The organism is Micromonospora chokoriensis, assembly GCF_900091505.1.
In the GTDB taxonomy this organism is placed as follows: Bacteria; Actinomycetota; Actinomycetes; order Mycobacteriales; family Micromonosporaceae; genus Micromonospora; species Micromonospora chokoriensis.
This window is the reverse complement of the sequence record NZ_LT607409.1, coordinates 303,851-319,199: the sequence shown is the minus strand read 5'-3', so window position 1 is coordinate 319,199 and position 15,349 is coordinate 303,851. Positions and strand designations below refer to the sequence as shown.

The 15,349-nt window shown below is 72.1% G+C and carries 15 protein-coding genes; 10 read left to right on the top strand and 5 right to left on the bottom strand.

Translation table 11 applies throughout. The annotated features are described in order from the left end of the window. Positions 1–39: 39 nt before the first annotated feature. Positions 40–729, bottom strand: a complete 690-nt coding sequence (locus GA0070612_RS01460; protein ID WP_088986264.1) for a TIGR03089 family protein — start codon at positions 727–729, stop codon at positions 40–42. A 154-nt stretch (positions 730–883) separates the two neighbouring features. Between GA0070612_RS01460 and GA0070612_RS01455 the strand changes: the two genes are divergently transcribed. Continuing rightward, on the top strand, positions 884–2,029 hold the full coding sequence (locus GA0070612_RS01455; protein WP_088986263.1) for a glycosyltransferase family 4 protein: 1,146 nt from the start codon (positions 884–886) through the stop codon (positions 2,027–2,029). A gap of 61 nt (positions 2,030–2,090) precedes the next feature. After that, a complete protein-coding gene (locus GA0070612_RS01450; protein WP_088986262.1) occupies positions 2,091–3,182 on the top strand; it encodes a mannose-1-phosphate guanylyltransferase in 1,092 nt (363 codons plus the stop codon). Here the strand turns inward: GA0070612_RS01450 and GA0070612_RS01445 are convergent. Continuing rightward, complete coding sequence (locus tag GA0070612_RS01445; protein WP_197699290.1) at positions 3,151–3,756, bottom strand: NUDIX hydrolase; 606 nt, start codon at positions 3,754–3,756, stop codon at positions 3,151–3,153. The genes GA0070612_RS01450 and GA0070612_RS01445 overlap by 32 nt on opposite strands. Positions 3,757–4,108: 352 nt before the next feature. On the opposite strand from GA0070612_RS01445, the gene GA0070612_RS01440 reads away from it, so the two are divergent. Then, entirely contained in the window at positions 4,109–5,101 is a 993-nt protein-coding gene (locus GA0070612_RS01440; protein WP_088986261.1) for a winged helix-turn-helix domain-containing protein, read from the top strand. 12 nt (positions 5,102–5,113) lie between these two features. On the opposite strand, the gene GA0070612_RS01435 is transcribed toward GA0070612_RS01440, so the two are convergent. Further along, positions 5,114–6,199, bottom strand: coding sequence for a coenzyme F420-0:L-glutamate ligase (locus tag GA0070612_RS01435; protein WP_088986260.1), 1,086 nt, complete (start codon positions 6,197–6,199; stop codon positions 5,114–5,116). Then, positions 6,196–7,143, bottom strand: a complete 948-nt coding sequence (gene cofD, locus GA0070612_RS01430; RefSeq protein WP_088991196.1) for a 2-phospho-L-lactate transferase — start codon at positions 7,141–7,143, stop codon at positions 6,196–6,198. The genes GA0070612_RS01435 and cofD overlap by 4 nt, the downstream gene beginning before the upstream one ends. Before the next feature lie 98 nt (positions 7,144–7,241). Between cofD and GA0070612_RS01425 the strand changes: the two genes are divergently transcribed. The 6 genes from GA0070612_RS01425 to GA0070612_RS01400 all read left to right on the top strand — a co-directional run bounded on the left by GA0070612_RS01425 (position 7,242) and on the right by GA0070612_RS01400 (position 14,179). Beyond that, a complete protein-coding gene (locus GA0070612_RS01425; RefSeq protein WP_088986259.1) occupies positions 7,242–8,345 on the top strand; it encodes a hypothetical protein in 1,104 nt (367 codons plus the stop codon). 227 nt (positions 8,346–8,572) lie between these two features. Further along, positions 8,573–11,242, top strand: a complete 2,670-nt coding sequence (locus GA0070612_RS01420) for a bifunctional FO biosynthesis protein CofGH (protein ID WP_231924429.1) — start codon at positions 8,573–8,575, stop codon at positions 11,240–11,242. A 158-nt stretch (positions 11,243–11,400) separates the two neighbouring features. Continuing rightward, positions 11,401–11,679 carry a hypothetical protein gene (locus GA0070612_RS01415; RefSeq protein WP_088986258.1) on the top strand — a complete coding sequence of 93 codons (279 nt, stop codon included), beginning with the start codon at positions 11,401–11,403 and terminating at the stop codon, positions 11,677–11,679. A gap of 51 nt (positions 11,680–11,730) precedes the next feature. After that, positions 11,731–13,125 carry a DUF4331 domain-containing protein gene (locus tag GA0070612_RS01410; protein ID WP_088986257.1) on the top strand — a complete coding sequence of 465 codons (1,395 nt, stop codon included), beginning with the start codon at positions 11,731–11,733 and terminating at the stop codon, positions 13,123–13,125. Positions 13,126–13,145: 20 nt separating this feature from the next. Beyond that, on the top strand, positions 13,146–13,475 hold the full coding sequence (locus GA0070612_RS01405) for a phospholipase (RefSeq protein WP_088986256.1): 330 nt from the start codon (positions 13,146–13,148) through the stop codon (positions 13,473–13,475). 446 nt (positions 13,476–13,921) lie between these two features. Further along, positions 13,922–14,179 carry a WhiB family transcriptional regulator gene (locus tag GA0070612_RS01400; protein WP_088986255.1) on the top strand — a complete coding sequence of 86 codons (258 nt, stop codon included), beginning with the start codon at positions 13,922–13,924 and terminating at the stop codon, positions 14,177–14,179. 190 nt (positions 14,180–14,369) lie between these two features. On the opposite strand, the gene GA0070612_RS01395 is transcribed toward GA0070612_RS01400, so the two are convergent. Next, positions 14,370–14,819: a metallopeptidase family protein gene (locus GA0070612_RS01395; protein ID WP_088986254.1), complete on the bottom strand. Its 450-nt coding sequence runs from the start codon at positions 14,817–14,819 to the stop codon at positions 14,370–14,372. A 152-nt stretch (positions 14,820–14,971) separates the two neighbouring features. Here GA0070612_RS01395 and GA0070612_RS01390 point away from each other — a divergent pair, with 152 nt between their 5' ends. Then, positions 14,972–15,346 (top strand): DUF3499 domain-containing protein, encoded by a 375-nt coding sequence (locus tag GA0070612_RS01390; RefSeq protein WP_088986253.1) that lies wholly within the window; start codon positions 14,972–14,974, stop codon positions 15,344–15,346. Positions 15,347–15,349 lie beyond the last annotated feature (3 nt).

Below are 15,349 nucleotides of genomic sequence, written 5' to 3'. Positions count from 1 at the left end.
ATGGAGTGGATCACGGCGCAAGCCCCGCCCCGAGTGGGGTCACGGGAGGCGGTGGGTGACTTTTTCTGTGGCTACCCGGGTGTCGAGGCGGGCTGGGTCCTGGTTGGCGCAGAGGACCACTGTGGCGGCCCGGGTCAGCGGTGCCAGCAGCCAGTCCACCGGGTCCGGGTAGCGGGTGGCGTCGACCAGGACGCGCGCCCCACGCTCGATGCCCAGTTCGTCGGCACGGGCCTCGGCCCGGGTCAGCAGGCGCTCGTCGGCGGGGCCCGGACCGGGCTGCGGCGTGAAGTGGTCGCCGTGCCGGCGTACCTCCACCACGTAGTCGGCGAACCCGGGTGGCACCTGCCGTAGGGGGGCGGCGAGCGGGGCCAACCCGAGGGCGTACCGCTCGTCGGCCGCCCAGGACTGCGCCTCGTCGAACTGGTCGACGGCGGCGAAGAGCACGTCCACGTCTCCCGGTGTGTCGACGACGTTCAGCTTGGCCGACCAGCAACCCAGCAGCACCGCCGCGGCCTGCCAGTGCGGCGGCAGCAACACGCCGGCCGGGGTGCCCGGGGCGAGGCCGACCTCGTCGACGAGAAGATTGGCGGTCTTCGCCACCCAGTTCGCCAGGGTGGCGCCGGACAGTTCGGTGCGGTCCCCGCTGGCATCGTCGTACCAGGTGAGCAACGGTCTGGTCGGGTCGGTCGCGATCGCATCGGCGAAGACCCGGGCAATATTGTCGGCCATCGGCGCGAACGATACGCCCCTTGCGGCCGTACTCGATGGCGATGACAAGTCGGCGTACCGTCGGGTCGCAGTCAGCGCCACCCCCGCGCTCGGGCGTAGGCTTGGCCCCCGGAGTGTTTTTCCCCACAGACCCGCCAGTGCAAGGAGTCGCCCCGTGACCGCCGGTCGCCCGCCCCGCGTGCTCATCGACGCCACGAGTGTCCCCGCCGACCGTGGTGGTGTCGGTCGCTACGTCGACGGTCTGCTCGGTGCCCTCGGCAAGGTGTGTGGGTCGGGGGTGGAGCTGGCGGTGGTCAGCCTCCGCACCGACCTGGAGCGCTACACCCGCATGCTGCCCGGTGCGGAGATCATCCCCGCCCCGGCCGCCGTGGCCCACCGTCCGGCCCGGCTCGCCTGGGAGCAGACCGGCCTGCCGCTGCTCGCCCAGCAGGTCGGTGCGGAGGTGCTGCACTCGCCGTTCTACACCTGCCCGCTGCGGGCCGGCTGTCCGGTCACCGTCACCGTGCACGACGCGACGTTCTTCACCGAGCCGGAGCACTACGACAAGTCCCGCCGCACGTTCTTCCGCAGCGCCATCAAGACCTCGCTGCGCCGCGCCGACCGGGTGATCGTGCCCAGCAAGGCCACCCGGGACGAGCTGATCCGGCTGCTCGACGCCGACCCGACCCGGATCGACGTGGCCTACCACGGCGTCGACCAGGCTGCCTTCCACGCTCCCACCGAGGAGGAGAAGGCCCGCGTCCGCGCTCGGCTGGGGCTCGGCAACAGCAGCTACGTCGCCTTCCTCGGGGCCAAGGAGCCGCGCAAGAACGTACCCAATCTGATTCGTGGTTGGGCGCGTGCGGTGGCCGAGCGGTCCGACCCGCCGGCCCTGGTGATCGCCGGCGGGCAGGGGCACGACGACGACATCGACCGGGCCGTCGCCGAGGTCCCGTCGCACCTGCGCCTGTTGCGCCCCGGCTACCTGCGCTACGCCGACCTGCCGGGCTTCCTCGGTGGCGCCCTGGTTGCCGCCTATCCGTCCTACGGCGAGGGGTTCGGCCTGCCGATCCTGGAGGCGATGGCGTGCGCCGCCCCGGTGCTGACCACTCCCCGGCTGTCGCTGCCCGAGGTGGGTGGCGACGCGGTCGCGTACACCTCGGAGGACCCGGAGCAGATCGGCACCGACCTGGCCGCCCTTCTCGACGACGAGCAACGACGGTTGTCGCTGGCGAAGGCGGGCTTCGACCGGGCGAAGGAGTTCACCTGGGCGACCAGCGCCGAGGTGCACATCGCCGCCTGGAGCAGGGCCCGATCCTGACCCTCCGGCCCGGGTGGTGACCCGTGCCACTCCGGGCAGACTCGTCGGGCATGATGTGCGGATGCTTTATGCGGTCATTCCGGCAGGTGGCAGCGGCACAAGGTTGTGGCCGTTGTCCCGCGCCGGCCACCCCAAGTTTCTCCATCCGCTGACCGGCACCAGCGCCTCGCTGTTGCAGGCGACCGTGGAACGGCTCGCGCCGCTGACCACACCGGACCGGACCCTTGTGGTCACCGGTGCCGCGCACGTCGCGGCGGTGGCCCGGCAGCTGACCGGTCTGCCCGAGGAGAACATCCTGGTGGAGCCCTCCCCTCGGGATTCCTGCGCGGCGATCGCGTTGGCGGCGGCGGTGATCGCGGTGCGCGACCCGAACGCGGTGATGGGCAGCTTCGCCGCCGACCACCTGATCCGCGACCCGGACAGCTGGGTCCGCACGGTCCAGGAGGCGGTCCGCGGAGCCGAACAGGGCATGCTGATGACCGTCGGGATCACCCCGACCCGGCCGGAGACCGGCTACGGCTACCTGGAGACCGGCGAGGAGGCCGAGGGCTCGCCGTGGCGACAGGTGGCCGAGTTCAAGGAGAAGCCGGGCGCCGAGGTCGCCGAGGCGTACGTCCGTTCGGGCCGGCACCTGTGGAACGCGAGCATGTTCGTGTGGCGGGTGGACGTCTTCCTCGCCGAGCTGGCCCGTCAGCAGCCGGCGTTGCACGCGGGCGTCGTCGCGATCGCCGCCGCCTGGGGCACCCCGGAGCAGGACGAGGTTCTCGGCGCGATCTGGCCGACCCTGCCGAAGATCTCGGTGGACTACGCGGTGATGGAGGGCGCGGCCACCGCGGGTCGGGTGGCGACGGTGCCGGGTGACTTCGGTTGGAACGACGTCGGCGACTTCCACACGCTGGGCGACGTGCTGCCGGCCGACGACCAGGGCAACGTGGTGCTCGGCACCGACGCGAAGCCCGGCGTGCTGCTGCGGGACAGCAGCAACCTGGTCGTCGTGCCGCAGTCGGGACGGCTGGTGGCCGTCCTCGGGTTGCAGGACCTGATCGTGGTGGACACCCCGGACGCGGTGCTGGTCTGCCCGCGCGATCGGGCGCAGGACGTCAAGGCCCTGGTCGACGAGCTCAAGGAACGAGGCGAAGAGGGCTACGTCTGAGGGCTGCGAGGGCCGGCGCGACCAGTTGCACGGTCCCGCCGGCCAGCGGCTCGGGCAGGTTGTCCGGCGGGAACCAGCCCAGCTCCTCGGCCTCGTCGCTGACCTGCTCCACCGCCCCGGGTGGGGCGAGCACGGCGAACCGGACGTCGTGGTGCAGGGAGCCACCCTGGCACTGCACCGGGTGTACGTCCACGTCGATCGGCACCGGGTCGATGCGCAGGTCGGCGATCCCGGACTCCTCGGTGGCCTCGCGGAGCGCCGCGGCCACCAGAGTCCGGTCGACCGGCTCGCAGTGCCCGCCCAGTTGCACCCACCGCCCGAACTTGCCGTGCAGGCAGAGCAGCACGCGCGAGCCGGTGGCGTCGAGGATCAGCGCGCTCGCGGTGATGTGCCCGGGGCGGTGCTGCCTGCTCATCGCGATCGGGCCGGCGTCGAGCAGGCGGAGGGTGCGGTCCCGGGCGCGGGCCGCGTCCGGGCTGGTGGGTTGCCAGTCGCCGAGCAACGCGGTGGCGTCGGCGTGCAGCGCCGTGTACGTCGTGGCATCGGTCGGGCCGGGGATCGCGGTGTCAGGCACCCCGACACTGTACGAGCGTGTGCTCAGTGGGCCGGCTCGGTGACCCCGCGCCTCGTCGAATTCGACCGGACGGGTGATGTGTGCGGTGGGTGACCGGGCGGCACCTCTGCGGAGCAGGGGCCGCAGACCCTCGTGGTGCCGCCCGATCACCGGGGCCTCCCCGGTCCCGGTGCCCTGGCGCCGGGACGTCGAGGACGCGCCGGCACCCTGTGTTCGAGCACTGGAAGCATGCCGAAGCGGCCCGCAGGACGTCGAGGTTTTTCAGCTCAGGCTTAAAGATGGAGATTAGTGCCGTCCGGGTAGAGTCGAACGGTCAACCGGCACCCCCCTGTCGGCGACACGGGAGCGCACCATGCTGAAGATCCATTTTTCTGGGGAGGACATCCTCCGGACCCGGGTGGCGCCGGCTGCGGACCCGATCTGGGAGCTGGTCCTCAGCCTGCACGTGCTCCAGGGCCGCAACCGTGATCCGTTGACGGCGCACTGGCGGCGCACCGTGTCCCGGGGGCTGCGTCAGGACGTCGCCTCCGAGCAGCTCCGGCTGCTGTTCGCGCTCAACCCGCCACGCGGCTACTTCCCCGACTTCCTCACCCCGTACGCCAGCGTCGACGGTTTCGAGGCCGGGCTGGACGCGCTCCGCCGAACCCCCACCGAGCTCCTGCATCGGGACCTGAGCGTGCTGGCCGCCGAGAACCAGCTGCCCTCCTCGGCCGCCGCGCTGGCCCGAGGCGAGGTGGCGGTGCTGCACCACCTCGCCGAGTCGATGGAGCAGTACCGGTCGTTGGCGATCAGCCCGTACTGGAACCGGATCCAGGCCGCGGTGGCGGCGGACCGGGCTCGCCGGGCCCGCGCGCTGCTCGACGGCGGTGTCGAGGGTCTGCTCACCAGCCTCCGGCCGGCCATGCGCTGGGAGGACAGGGTGCTCGAGGTCCGGGACTACCCGCACAGTCGGGAGATGCACCTGGACGGTCGCGGGCTGCTGCTGGTGCCCTCGTTCTTCTGCGCGAGCACCCCTGTCGCGCTGCTCGACCCGGCGCTGCCGCCGGTGCTGGTCTACCCGGTGGACCGGCTGGGCGGGCTGGCACCGGCCAACGGGGCTGTGCCGTCCCATGCCACCCGCGACTCACTCGCCGCGCTGCTCGGCCGCACCCGCGCGGCGGTGTTGCAGGCCAGCGACGAGGGCTGCACCACCGGCGAGGTCGCCCGCCAGCTCAACATCTCGCCCGCCGCGGCGAGCCAGCACGCCACAGTCCTGCGCAACGCCGGCCTGCTGGTCAGTCACCGGGAGCGCAACAGCGTGCTGCACATGGTGACGCCGCTCGGCCGGGCCATGCTGGACGCCTGACCCGGCCGTCTCTCACAGAGCGAGCGCGGCGCTCGCCGGGCTGCCCGGCGGTGGCGGCAACAGGGTGGACCCGACACCCTCGGCGGCCAGGGCGACGCGCAGCCGATGCAGGTCCGCGCCGAAGCGGACCAGACCGATCGGCTCCAGCGGCGTCGGGGCCGAGCCCAGGAGCAGGGTCGCGCCCTCCGGCCATCCCGGCATCTCGGCGACCAGTCCGGCGCGTACCTCCGCCTCGTCGACCAGTGTGAACACCGTGCCGGGGGCGACGACGTCGGCGACCGCGTCGATCGCCCGTCGCACCGCGCCCAGCTCCACAGGCGTCGAGGAGTGCGCGTCGCTCAGGGTGGCGGCCTCGGCGAAACCGGCGGCCCGGGCCTCGGCGGTGCCGAGCGAGAAGAGGTCCTGTGCGGCGTCGCGGACCAGCGCCCGCGCACCGGCGGTGTCCTCCGGGTCGGTGCTGGACAGGTAGCCCCGCACTACAGCGACCGGAACCTGGTCGCACTTCCCCTTGATCAGCTCACCCGCGCCCGCCAGCTCGTCCACCACGGCCATCTGGGTCAACTGCAGCTCGTTGCCGTACGGGTCGACCTCGCCCCGATGGTCCCGGATGGCCGGCATCCCGGCCACGCCGAGCGCCACGTCGGTGAGCCCGTTGCGCCAGGGTCGCCCCATCGTGTCAGTGATGATCACCGCGACATCCAGCTCGTAGCGCTCCCGCAGCGCCTCGCGCAGCGCCCGCGCCGAGGCGTCCGGGTCGACCGGCAGCAGCACCAGTTGGGTCTTGTCCACGTTCGACGCGTCGATGCCGGCCGAGGCCATCACGAAGCCGTGGTGGGTCTGCACGATCCGGGTCAGCCCGCGACTGGCGACCACCCGTGCGGTCTCACCGGCCAGCACCTCGTCGCGTGCGGCGAGCCGCTCCGGCCCGTCCGCCGGGACGTCGACCAACCGCCCCTCCGCCTTGGAGACGATCTTGCTGGTCACCACCAGGACGTCACCGTCGCGCAGCCACGGTGCCGCCGTCGCGATCACCGCAGGCAGATCGTCACCCTCGGTCACGTGGCCGATGCCGAGCACCGGCAGGATTTCCAGCCTCACGTCAACTCCACCGCGGCGCGGACCATCGCCGCCGTCGCCGCCTCGTCGGTCATCCGCAACGGCACCGCGCGGACCGTCACATCGGGCACCAGCGTGCCGGCATCCTCCTCGGCCACCAGCCACCCGTCCAGCAGGCCGCCGTCCGGCCGGCCCCCGTACAGGCGGCCCACCCCGGCGGCGCTGCACTCGACGCCGAGCACGTCGAGGCACCGGTCGGCCATCCCGCGCACCGGAGCGCCGCCGATGATCGGCGAGACACCCACCACCGGCGCCGGGCCGTCCACGACCGCCTCGCGCAGCCCCGGTACGGCCAGCACCGGCGCCACGCTCACCACGGGGTTGCTCGGCGCGACGAGCACCAAATCGGCCGAGCCGATCGCCTCCAGCACCCCGGGTGCCGGCTTCGCCGTCTCCGCGCCGACGAACACGAAGCGCTGTGTCGGGATGTCAGCCCGGTACCTGACCCACCACTCCTGGAAGTGGATCGCCCGCTGCCCCTGCTCGTCCTCGACGACAGGGTGGGTTTCGAGCCGGTCGTCGGTGGCCGGCAACAGGCGTACTCCCGGCTCCCAGCGGGTGCACAGCGCCTCGGTGACCGCGCTCAACGGGTAACCGCCGTTGAGCATTGTCGAACGCACCAGGTGCGTGGCGATGTCCTTGTCGCCGAGACCGAACCAGGTCGGCTGCGCCCCGTACGCGGCCAGCTCGTCCTTGACCGTCCAGCTCTCGCCGACCCGACCCCAGCCCCGCTCCGGGTCGGCGCCGCCGCCGAGCGTGTACATGACGCTGTCCAGGTCAGGGCATATCTTCAACCCGTGCAGCCACAGGTCGTCGCCGACGTTGACCACGGCGGTCACCTCCGCGCCGACGTCCCGGGCGTACGCCCGGACGCCGAGCAGGAACCGGGCGCCACCGATGCCGCCGGCCAGAACCACAATGCGCATGTCGACCATCCTCGCGCACGTGACGCCTCCGGTCGGCCGGTGGTCCTAGAGACTAGGCTCACGTGCGCCCTGTCCGTTCCTGCCCCGAGGGGGAGCTCGTGACCAGCCCCGCCGAGCCCGCGTCGACCGACGCGACGCAGGCCCGCCAGCTGACCAAGCCACTACGCGAGCTCGCTGCGCTCGCGCTGCTCGGCGCCAACGCCGTGTTCCTCTTCGTGGGCCTGCTCCGCCTGATCGCCCCGAACGACTACAGCTCCTTCACCGACCGGGCGGGCAGCGCGTTCTACTCGTTCATCGGGGTGGAGGCGGTGGGTCTGCCGCTGCTGGCCGTGCTGCTGGCCACGCACATCTCGCCGGTGGTGCCGAAGGCGAAGCTGATCACGCAGGTGGCTCTCGTCGAGTACGCGGTCAGCGCGTTCTTCGGCACGTTGACCATGCTGATCTGGACGGTCGGCCGCCTGTCCCAGGCCGAGATCCTCGATGCGCTCCTCGGGGTGCTCACCCGGTTCGCCTGGATGGTCGTCTTCGCGGTCGCCGCGTGGGTGGTCTACACGGTTTGGCGTGCCCACTACTACGTGCCGCGTCCCAAGCCGCAGCCCGGCGTCTACGGGCAGCCGCAGCCGGGTCAGCCGCATCCTGGTTGGCCGCAGCAGCAGGGTGGTTGGCCGGCACCGGGGCAGCCCGGTGGTCAGCCGCAGGGTGGATGGCCCTCCGCCGGCCAGCCGGGCGGATACCCGCCGGCGCAGTACCCGGGGCAGTTCGGTCAGCCGTCACCGCCGTTCCAGGCGCCCCAGTCGGCGCCGCCGCACCCGCAGTCCGCGCCGCCGCACCCGCAGTCCGCGCCGCCGCACCCGCAGTCCGCGCCGCCGTTCCCGCAGTCCGCGCCGCCGTTCCAGGCTGCGCCCCAGTCGGCGCCGCCGTTCCCACAGTCCGCGCCGCCGCTCAACCCCGCGCCGCCGTCTCCCGCCGCGCCGCCGTCTCCCGCCGCGCCGCCGTTCGGGCAGCCACCGTCGGCGGATCCCACGCAGGCCATCCCGCGTCAGCCCGCCGACTCGGCCGCCGCCGACAGGACGCAGGCCATCGCGCACCCCGCCGACCCGGCCCCCGCAGACCCGACGCTGGCGATCCCGCGTCCCACCGACTTGGACGACGACCGCACCCAGCACATCAAGCCGGGAGAGCACCCCGACCAGCCCCGCTGAGCCGAACTCCTTGATCAAGTGATGGAAAGTAGCTCCACAGACGCTCTGGCAACTACTTTTCATCACTTGATCACCATGTTGACGGATCGCCAGCACCCGGCGCGGCGAGATCAGCGGGCACTGTCGCCTCCGCCGGCACCGGGCCGGGCGGGAGGCCAGGTGGGCCGTTTCTCACGGTGCGGGCACTGGTCAGTCGAACGGGCTCGCGCTGCGCATAGGCTGAGCGAATGGTTGATCGCATCCACTCCGGCCCGAGCGGCGACTCCGGCCCGAGCGGCGACTCCGGCCCGAGCGGCGACTCCGGCCCGAGCGGCGACTCCGGCCCGAGCGGCGACTCCGGCCCGAGCCACCGCGCCGGCCTGAGCCACCACTCCGGGCCGAGCGACGCGAGCGTCCGGCGGGCGCTGGGCCGGGCCGCGGCCGGGCGGGCTCTGGATGTCGACGAGGCGACCGCGCTGCTGTCCGCCCGAGGTGACGCGCTCGACGAGCTGCTCCGGGTGGCCGGGGGGATCCGGGACGCCGGGCTGCGCGACGCCGGGCGGCCGGGCGTGGTCACGTACTCCAAAAAGGTCTTCATCCCGCTGACCCGGCTCTGCCGGGACCGCTGCCACTACTGCACGTTCGCGACGGTGCCGCACCGGCTGCCGGCGCCGTTCCTGGACCGCGACGAGGTGCTGGCGATCGCCCGGGAGGGCGCCGCGCAGGGCTGCAAGGAAGCTCTGTTCACCCTGGGTGACCGGCCGGAGGAGCGGTGGCCGGCGGCCCGGACGTGGCTGGACGAGCGCGGTTACGACTCCACACTGGACTACCTGCGCGCCTGCGCGGTCGCGGTGCTGGAGGAGACCGGCCTGCTGCCGCACCTCAACCCCGGGGTGCTGTCCTGGTCGGAGTTGCAGCGGCTCAAGCCGGTCGCGCCGAGCATGGGCATGATGCTGGAGACGACGGCGACGCGGCTCTGGTCCGAGCCGGGTGGTCCGCACTTCGGTTCACCGGACAAGGAGCCGGCGGTCCGGTTGCGGGTGCTGGACGACGCCGGCCGGGTCGGGGTGCCGTTCACCACCGGCATCCTGATCGGCATCGGGGAGACCCCGGCGGAGCGGGTGGACGCGCTCTTCGCGATCCGCCGCGCGCAGCGGGAGTACGGGCACCTCCAGGAGGTGATCGTGCAGAACTTCCGCGCCAAGCCGGACACGGCGATGCGCGGCATGCCCGACGCGGAGCTGCACGACCTGGCCGCCACGGTGGCGGTGGCCCGGTTGCTGCTCGGCCCGAAGGCCCGCATCCAGGCCCCGCCGAACCTCATCGCCGGCGAGTACGGCCTGCTGTTGCGGGCCGGCATCGACGACTGGGGTGGCGTCTCCCCGCTCACCCCGGACCACGTCAACCCGGAGCGCCCGTGGCCGCAGATCGACGAGTTGGCGAAGCACACCGAGCTGGCGGGGTTCACCCTGCGGGAGCGGTTGACGATCTACCCGGAGTATGTGCGTGCGGGCGACCCGTGGCTCGACCCGCGCCTGTTGCCGCACGTTATGGCGCTGGCCGATCCGCGGACCGGGCTCGCCGTCGAGGAGGCCCGCCCGGTGGGTCGACCCTGGCAGGAGCCGGAGGAGACGTTCGGCGGGCGGGTCGACCTGCACGTCACCATCGACACCACCGGGCGGACCGACGACCGGCGGGGTGACTTCGACAGCGTCTACGGGGACTGGGCCGAGGTGGCCGGCAAGGTCACCCCCGAGGCGACGGCGCGTCGCGCGGGCGTACCCCCGATGTCGGCGGGGAGCGGCGCGGACCGTGACCTGGCGGCCGGGCTGCGGCTCGCCGCCGACGATCCGGCGGCGCTGCTCGACCCCCGGCACACCGACGCGGCGTTGGCGTTGTTCGGCGCGGACGGGCCGGCGCTCGACGAGCTGTGCCGCCTCGCCGACGACGTCCGCCGGGACGCGGTCGGGGACGACGTGACCTACGTGGTCAACCGCAACATCAACTTCAGCAACGTCTGCTACGTGGGTTGCCGGTTCTGTGCCTTCGCGCAACGGGAACGGGACGCCGACGCGTACCGGCTCTCCGTCGACCAGGTCGCCGACCGGGCCGCGCAGGCGTGGGCGGCCGGTGCCAGCGAGGTGTGCCTCCAGGGTGGCATCGACCCGAAGATGCCGGTCACCGGGTACGCCGACATCGTGCGTGCGATCAAGGCCCGGGTGCCCGGGATGCACGTGCACGCGTTCTCGCCCATGGAGATCGTCACCGCCGCCGCGAAGGCCGGTGTGCCGGTTCGCGAGTGGCTGACCCAGCTGCGGGAGGCCGGGCTGGACACCATCCCGGGCACCGCCGCCGAGATCCTCGACGACGACGTGCGGTGGGTGTTGACCAAGGGCAAACTCCCGGCCGCCGCCTGGGTCGATGTGGTCAGCACGGCCCACGAGCTGGGCATCCGGTCCAGCTCCACGATGATGTACGGCCACGTCGACCATCCCGGGCAGTGGCTGGCGCACTTCCGGGTGCTGGCCGGGGTGCAGGACCGCACCGGCGGGTTCACCGAGTTCGTGGCGCTGCCGTTCGTGCACACCAACGCCCCGATCTACCTGGCCGGGATCGCCCGACCCGGGCCGACCTGGCGGGAGAACCGGGTGGTGCACGCCATGTCCCGGCTGCTGTTGCACGGCCGCATCGACAACATTCAGTGCTCCTGGGTGAAGTTGGGCGACGAGGGCACCGTGGCGATGCTCCAGGGTGGCTGCAACGACCTGGGTGGCACGCTGATGGAGGAGACGATCTCCCGGATGGCCGGCTCCGGCAACGGTTCGGCGCGTACCGAGGAGCAGTTGCGGGCCATCGCGACGGTGGCCGGGCGTCCGGCGCGTAAGCGGGCGACCGCGTACGGTCACGCCAGATCCTGACGTCGAACCTTTCCCCGCCTCCGGCCGTACCACGCGATGCCGGCGGCGGTCGCGGCGAGGACCGCCGCCGGTGTCCCTTCGGGGCCCGGCGTCGCTGGACGGCACCGGACCCGTCCGTCCTCGCGGGCGCGTTCGCGCCGCCGCCGGAAAGGTTGCCCATGACCAGTGATCAGCGGAAGCGGCAGTGGCCGCGACTGACCCGCCGGCAGACGTTGACCGCCGCGGCCAGCGCCACCCTCGGGGCCGCCGCGCTCACCGTGCCGGGCCTGTCGGCCGCGCAGAACGCCCCCGGCGCGGCCGGGCGGGCCGACGAGCCGATCGTCGTGCACCTGCGGGACGCAAGCTCCGGAACGATGGACGTCTTCGTCGGTGAGACCCGGATCGAGGTACGCGACCGCGGCCTGGCGGATCGACTGCGGCGCGCCGCCCGGCGCTGACCCGTCGTCCCGCCCTGCCACCCTGTTCCCGCCCAGTGAGGTTGGTCCGCCATGTCTTCCCACCGCGAGGCCCCGGAGATCGCCAAGGATCCGGTCGCCGACAGCTCCGACCTGTACGCGTTCGTCAGCCCCGACAAGCGCGACACGGTCACGTTGATCGCCAACTACGTGCCGTTGCAGCTCCCCTCCGGGGGGCCGAACTTCTTCGAGTTCGGCGACGACGTGCGCTACGAGATCCATATCGACAACGACGGTGACGGCCGTCCGGACGTCACCTACCGGTTCGAGTTCACCACCGAGATCACCAATCCGAACAGCTTCCTGTACAACACCGGCCCGATCGACTCGCTTGACAGCAAGACCTGGAACCGGCGGCAGTTCTACAGCCTGACCCGGGTGGCCGACGGCCGGGAGCACCGGCTGGCGCACAAGTTGCAGTGCCCGCCGTGCAACGTCGGCCCGCTGTCCACGCCGAAGTACGCCGAGCTGGTGCGGCAGGCGACCTACTCGCTGTCCACCGGGGAGCGGGTCTTCGCCGGTCAGCGCGCCGACGGGTTCTTCGTCGACCTGGGGGCGATCTTCGACCTGGGCACGCTGCGGCCGTTCCAGCAGCTGCACGTCGCCGGCAAGAAGATCTTCAAGGCCGAGGGGGAGCCGGTCAACGCCACCGACCGGATGAACGTGCACAGTATCGCCGTCCAGGTGCCGCTCGACCGGGTGCGTCGGCGCGCCAACCGGTACGGCGTCGGTGACCGGGCGTCGGTGATCGGGGTGTGGACGTCGGCGTCGCGCCGGCAGGTGCGGGTGCTCGGCGACCGGGGTGCGGCGGACACCGCCACCGGCCCGTTCACGCAGGTGTCCCGGTTGGGTAATCCGTTGTTCAACGAGGTCATCGTGCCGATGTCCAAGAAGGACCAGTGGAATTCGCTGCCGCCGTCGGAGGACAAGCGGTTCGCGCAGTTCGTCGAGCAGCCGGAGCTGGCCGCGTTGCTGCCGGCCCTGTACCCGGACGTCTTCCCGAACCTGGACAAGCTCACCAGGGCCAAGAAGGCCCGCGCCGATCTGGTGGCGATCCTGCTCACGGGCGTACCGGCCGGGCTGATCGACGGCTTCACCAACGCGACCGGCGACGTGCAGGCGGACATGCTGCGGCTGAACACCGCGATCCCGCCGACCAGGCGGCCGGACCGGTTCGGGGTGCTCGGTGGTGACCTGGCCGGCTTCCCGAACGGGCGGCGGGTCGGTGACGACGTGGTGAGCATCGCGCTGCGGGCGATCGCCGGGCTGACCGTCCCGCTGGTGGACAAGACGTTCCGGCCGGACGCGGCGGCCGCCGCGGTCACCCCGGGGTTGAGCGCCGCGGATGTGACGGCGCCGTTCCTCGGGAACTTCCCCTACCTGGGTACGCCGTACGACGGGTTCAACAACCCGCCGGCGGGGTCCTGATCGGCGCGGGGGAGAAGCGGATGCATGATCACGCGTACGGGCCGTCGGAGACCGGGAGTGTGGTCCTCGATCTGGGCGGCGACACCGGTGCTCTGATCGTCTACACCAGCCCGGATCTGCACGGTCGGGAGATCGAGATCAGCCGGGAGGAGGGCGGGCGGGTCCACTCGGCGGTGCGTGAGCGCCGGGTGCGGGACGGCTCGTTCCACAGTGCGGTCTATCCCGACCTGCCCGCTGGGTTCTATACCGTCTGGTGGGACGAGAAGACCTCTGCCGGGACGGTTTCTGTCCATGGTGGAGGGATAGCCGAGTTCGTGTGGCCCAGCAGCGGGTTCGGGGCTGCCGGCTGACGTCCCGACACCGATCTCCACGTCGCGCCCCGTCCACATTGTGGACGGGGCGCGCGTGCTGCCCACTGCTCGACGGGCAGTCTGTGCCGCGCCGCGTTAACCTGTCCCCCACCAAGATCAGCTTGGCTCGTGCTGTCCTGGCGGCGGCCCGGCGGGGGAGCGCCACGGCAGAAAAGTCGAGCAACTCGCCGGAGAGGGCGTTACTCGGCCGGGGTCTGAATCGATAGGGCAGGTTGCGAGGCTGGACGGCCTGGATGGCCGGCCGGGGGTGTCGGGAGGGCGACTCCATTATCAAGTTTGGCTTGACGGCGCACGTATTACACGCGTGTAATTTGAATGGGGTTGTTCGCACGGAACGCAACAAAACGGGACCGGACGGACAAGCACGCCTTTCGCGTGGGGGGTTGCAGCGGCGATGACGCCGGTGCGCGACAAGGAGGCATTTGATGGACGGCCAGCTTGAGGTGGCCGACCTGCTCGGAAACGCGCCGGAGTGGCAGGAGCGAGCACTGTGCTCGCAGACCGACCCCGAGGCGTTCTTCCCCGAGAAGGGCGGTTCCACCCGTGAGGCGAAGAGGATCTGTGGGCGCTGCGAGGTCAAGACCGAATGCCTTGAATACGCTCTCGGTCACGACGAGCGGTTCGGCATCTGGGGTGGGCTCTCCGAGCGGGAGCGGCGCAAGTTGAAGCGGCGGGCCGCCTGAGCGGTGCGAGGTCGGGGCGGTGGGGGCCGCCCGACAGCGCACCCGAACAGCAGCTCTACCGGAGCGGGGTCCGGCCCGCGGGGGGTCGCTCAGCGCGGCGCACGGCCGGACTGCTGGCGCACGGCCGGACTGCCGGCGCGCGGCCGGACTGCCGGCGCGCGGCCGGACTGCCGGCGCACGGCCGGACTGCTCAGGCCAGCTCTTCGGGGTCCACCCCGAGGAGATTCGCCACCTGCTCGATGATCACGTCGTGGACGAGATCGGCAAGGTCCTCACGGTCCATCGCCCGGAACTCCAGGGGTCGCCGGTACAACACGATCCTCGGCGGCACCTCCTGTCGGCCCGGCCGACCGGGCAGCAGTCGGGCCAGCGGGATCTCGCCGTCCTCCAGGACGTCGGAGTCGTACACGTTCAGGTCCGGTGGGACGTCCTCGACCGCGAACTCGACACCGGCCAACTCCTTGGCGAACCGACGCTCCAGCGTCTCCACCGTGTCCAGGACCAGGTCGTCGAAGACCTCGGCCTTGGTCCGCGCCAGCGGCACGGTCGCCGGCACCAACCGTCCGCGCAGGCCGCGCCCATGCCGGTCGCGGTGCGCACGCCGGCCGGAGCCGGGGCGGCGGTGTTCCGGACTCGTCATGAGGCAAAGGGTAGCGCCCACGTGGGGCTGCTCAGCGGCAGCGCCGCTCCCGTGGCGCGGCGCGCCCGCAACGGTCAACTGTGATCACCATGACGGGCGTGTCGCAACGCGAAGCGATGCGCCGGACCCGGTAATGGAGATACCCTGCCGCCGTGAGGTCACCACGGCGCTGCTCCCGTAACGGCTGCCCCCGGCAAGCGGTCGCCACATTGACCTATGTCTACAACGAGTCGACAGCGGTCGTGGGGCCGCTGGCGGCGTTCGCCGAGCCGCACACGTACGACCTGTGTGAGCCGCACGCCCGCAGCCTGACCGCGCCGCGGGGCTGGGACGTGGTCCGGCACGAGGGTGAGTTCGAACCGCCCCCGCCCACCACCGACGACCTGGTAGCGCTCGCCGAAGCAGTCCGCGAAGCCGCCCGCCCGGCCCCCCGCCCGCCGGAGGAACCCCACGACCGGTCGCACTCCGACCAGTCCCACTCCACCGGCCGCCGAGGCCACCTCCGCGTAATCCCCCCCAACCACTAACCG

Excerpts from the sequence above, each read along its gene's own strand:
- GA0070612_RS01415 (WP_088986258.1), top strand. The coding sequence starts at position 11,401 with ATGACCAGTGATCAGCGGAAGCGGCAGTGGCCGCGACTGACCCGCCGG.
- GA0070612_RS01450 (WP_088986262.1), top strand. The coding sequence starts at position 2,091 with ATGCTTTATGCGGTCATTCCGGCAGGTGGCAGCGGCACAAGGTTGTGG.
- GA0070612_RS01420 (WP_231924429.1), top strand. The coding sequence starts at position 8,573 with ATGGTTGATCGCATCCACTCCGGCCCGAGCGGCGACTCCGGCCCGAGC.
- cofD (WP_088991196.1), bottom strand. The coding sequence starts at position 7,143 with ATGCGCATTGTGGTTCTGGCCGGCGGCATCGGTGGCGCCCGGTTCCTG.
- GA0070612_RS01460 (WP_088986264.1), bottom strand. The coding sequence starts at position 729 with ATGGCCGACAATATTGCCCGGGTCTTCGCCGATGCGATCGCGACCGAC.
- GA0070612_RS01405 (WP_088986256.1), top strand. The coding sequence starts at position 13,146 with ATGCATGATCACGCGTACGGGCCGTCGGAGACCGGGAGTGTGGTCCTC.
- GA0070612_RS01410 (WP_088986257.1), top strand. The coding sequence starts at position 11,731 with ATGTCTTCCCACCGCGAGGCCCCGGAGATCGCCAAGGATCCGGTCGCC.
- GA0070612_RS01395 (WP_088986254.1), bottom strand. The coding sequence starts at position 14,819 with ATGACGAGTCCGGAACACCGCCGCCCCGGCTCCGGCCGGCGTGCGCAC.
- GA0070612_RS01400 (WP_088986255.1), top strand. The coding sequence starts at position 13,922 with ATGGACGGCCAGCTTGAGGTGGCCGACCTGCTCGGAAACGCGCCGGAG.
- GA0070612_RS01440 (WP_088986261.1), top strand. The coding sequence starts at position 4,109 with ATGCTGAAGATCCATTTTTCTGGGGAGGACATCCTCCGGACCCGGGTG.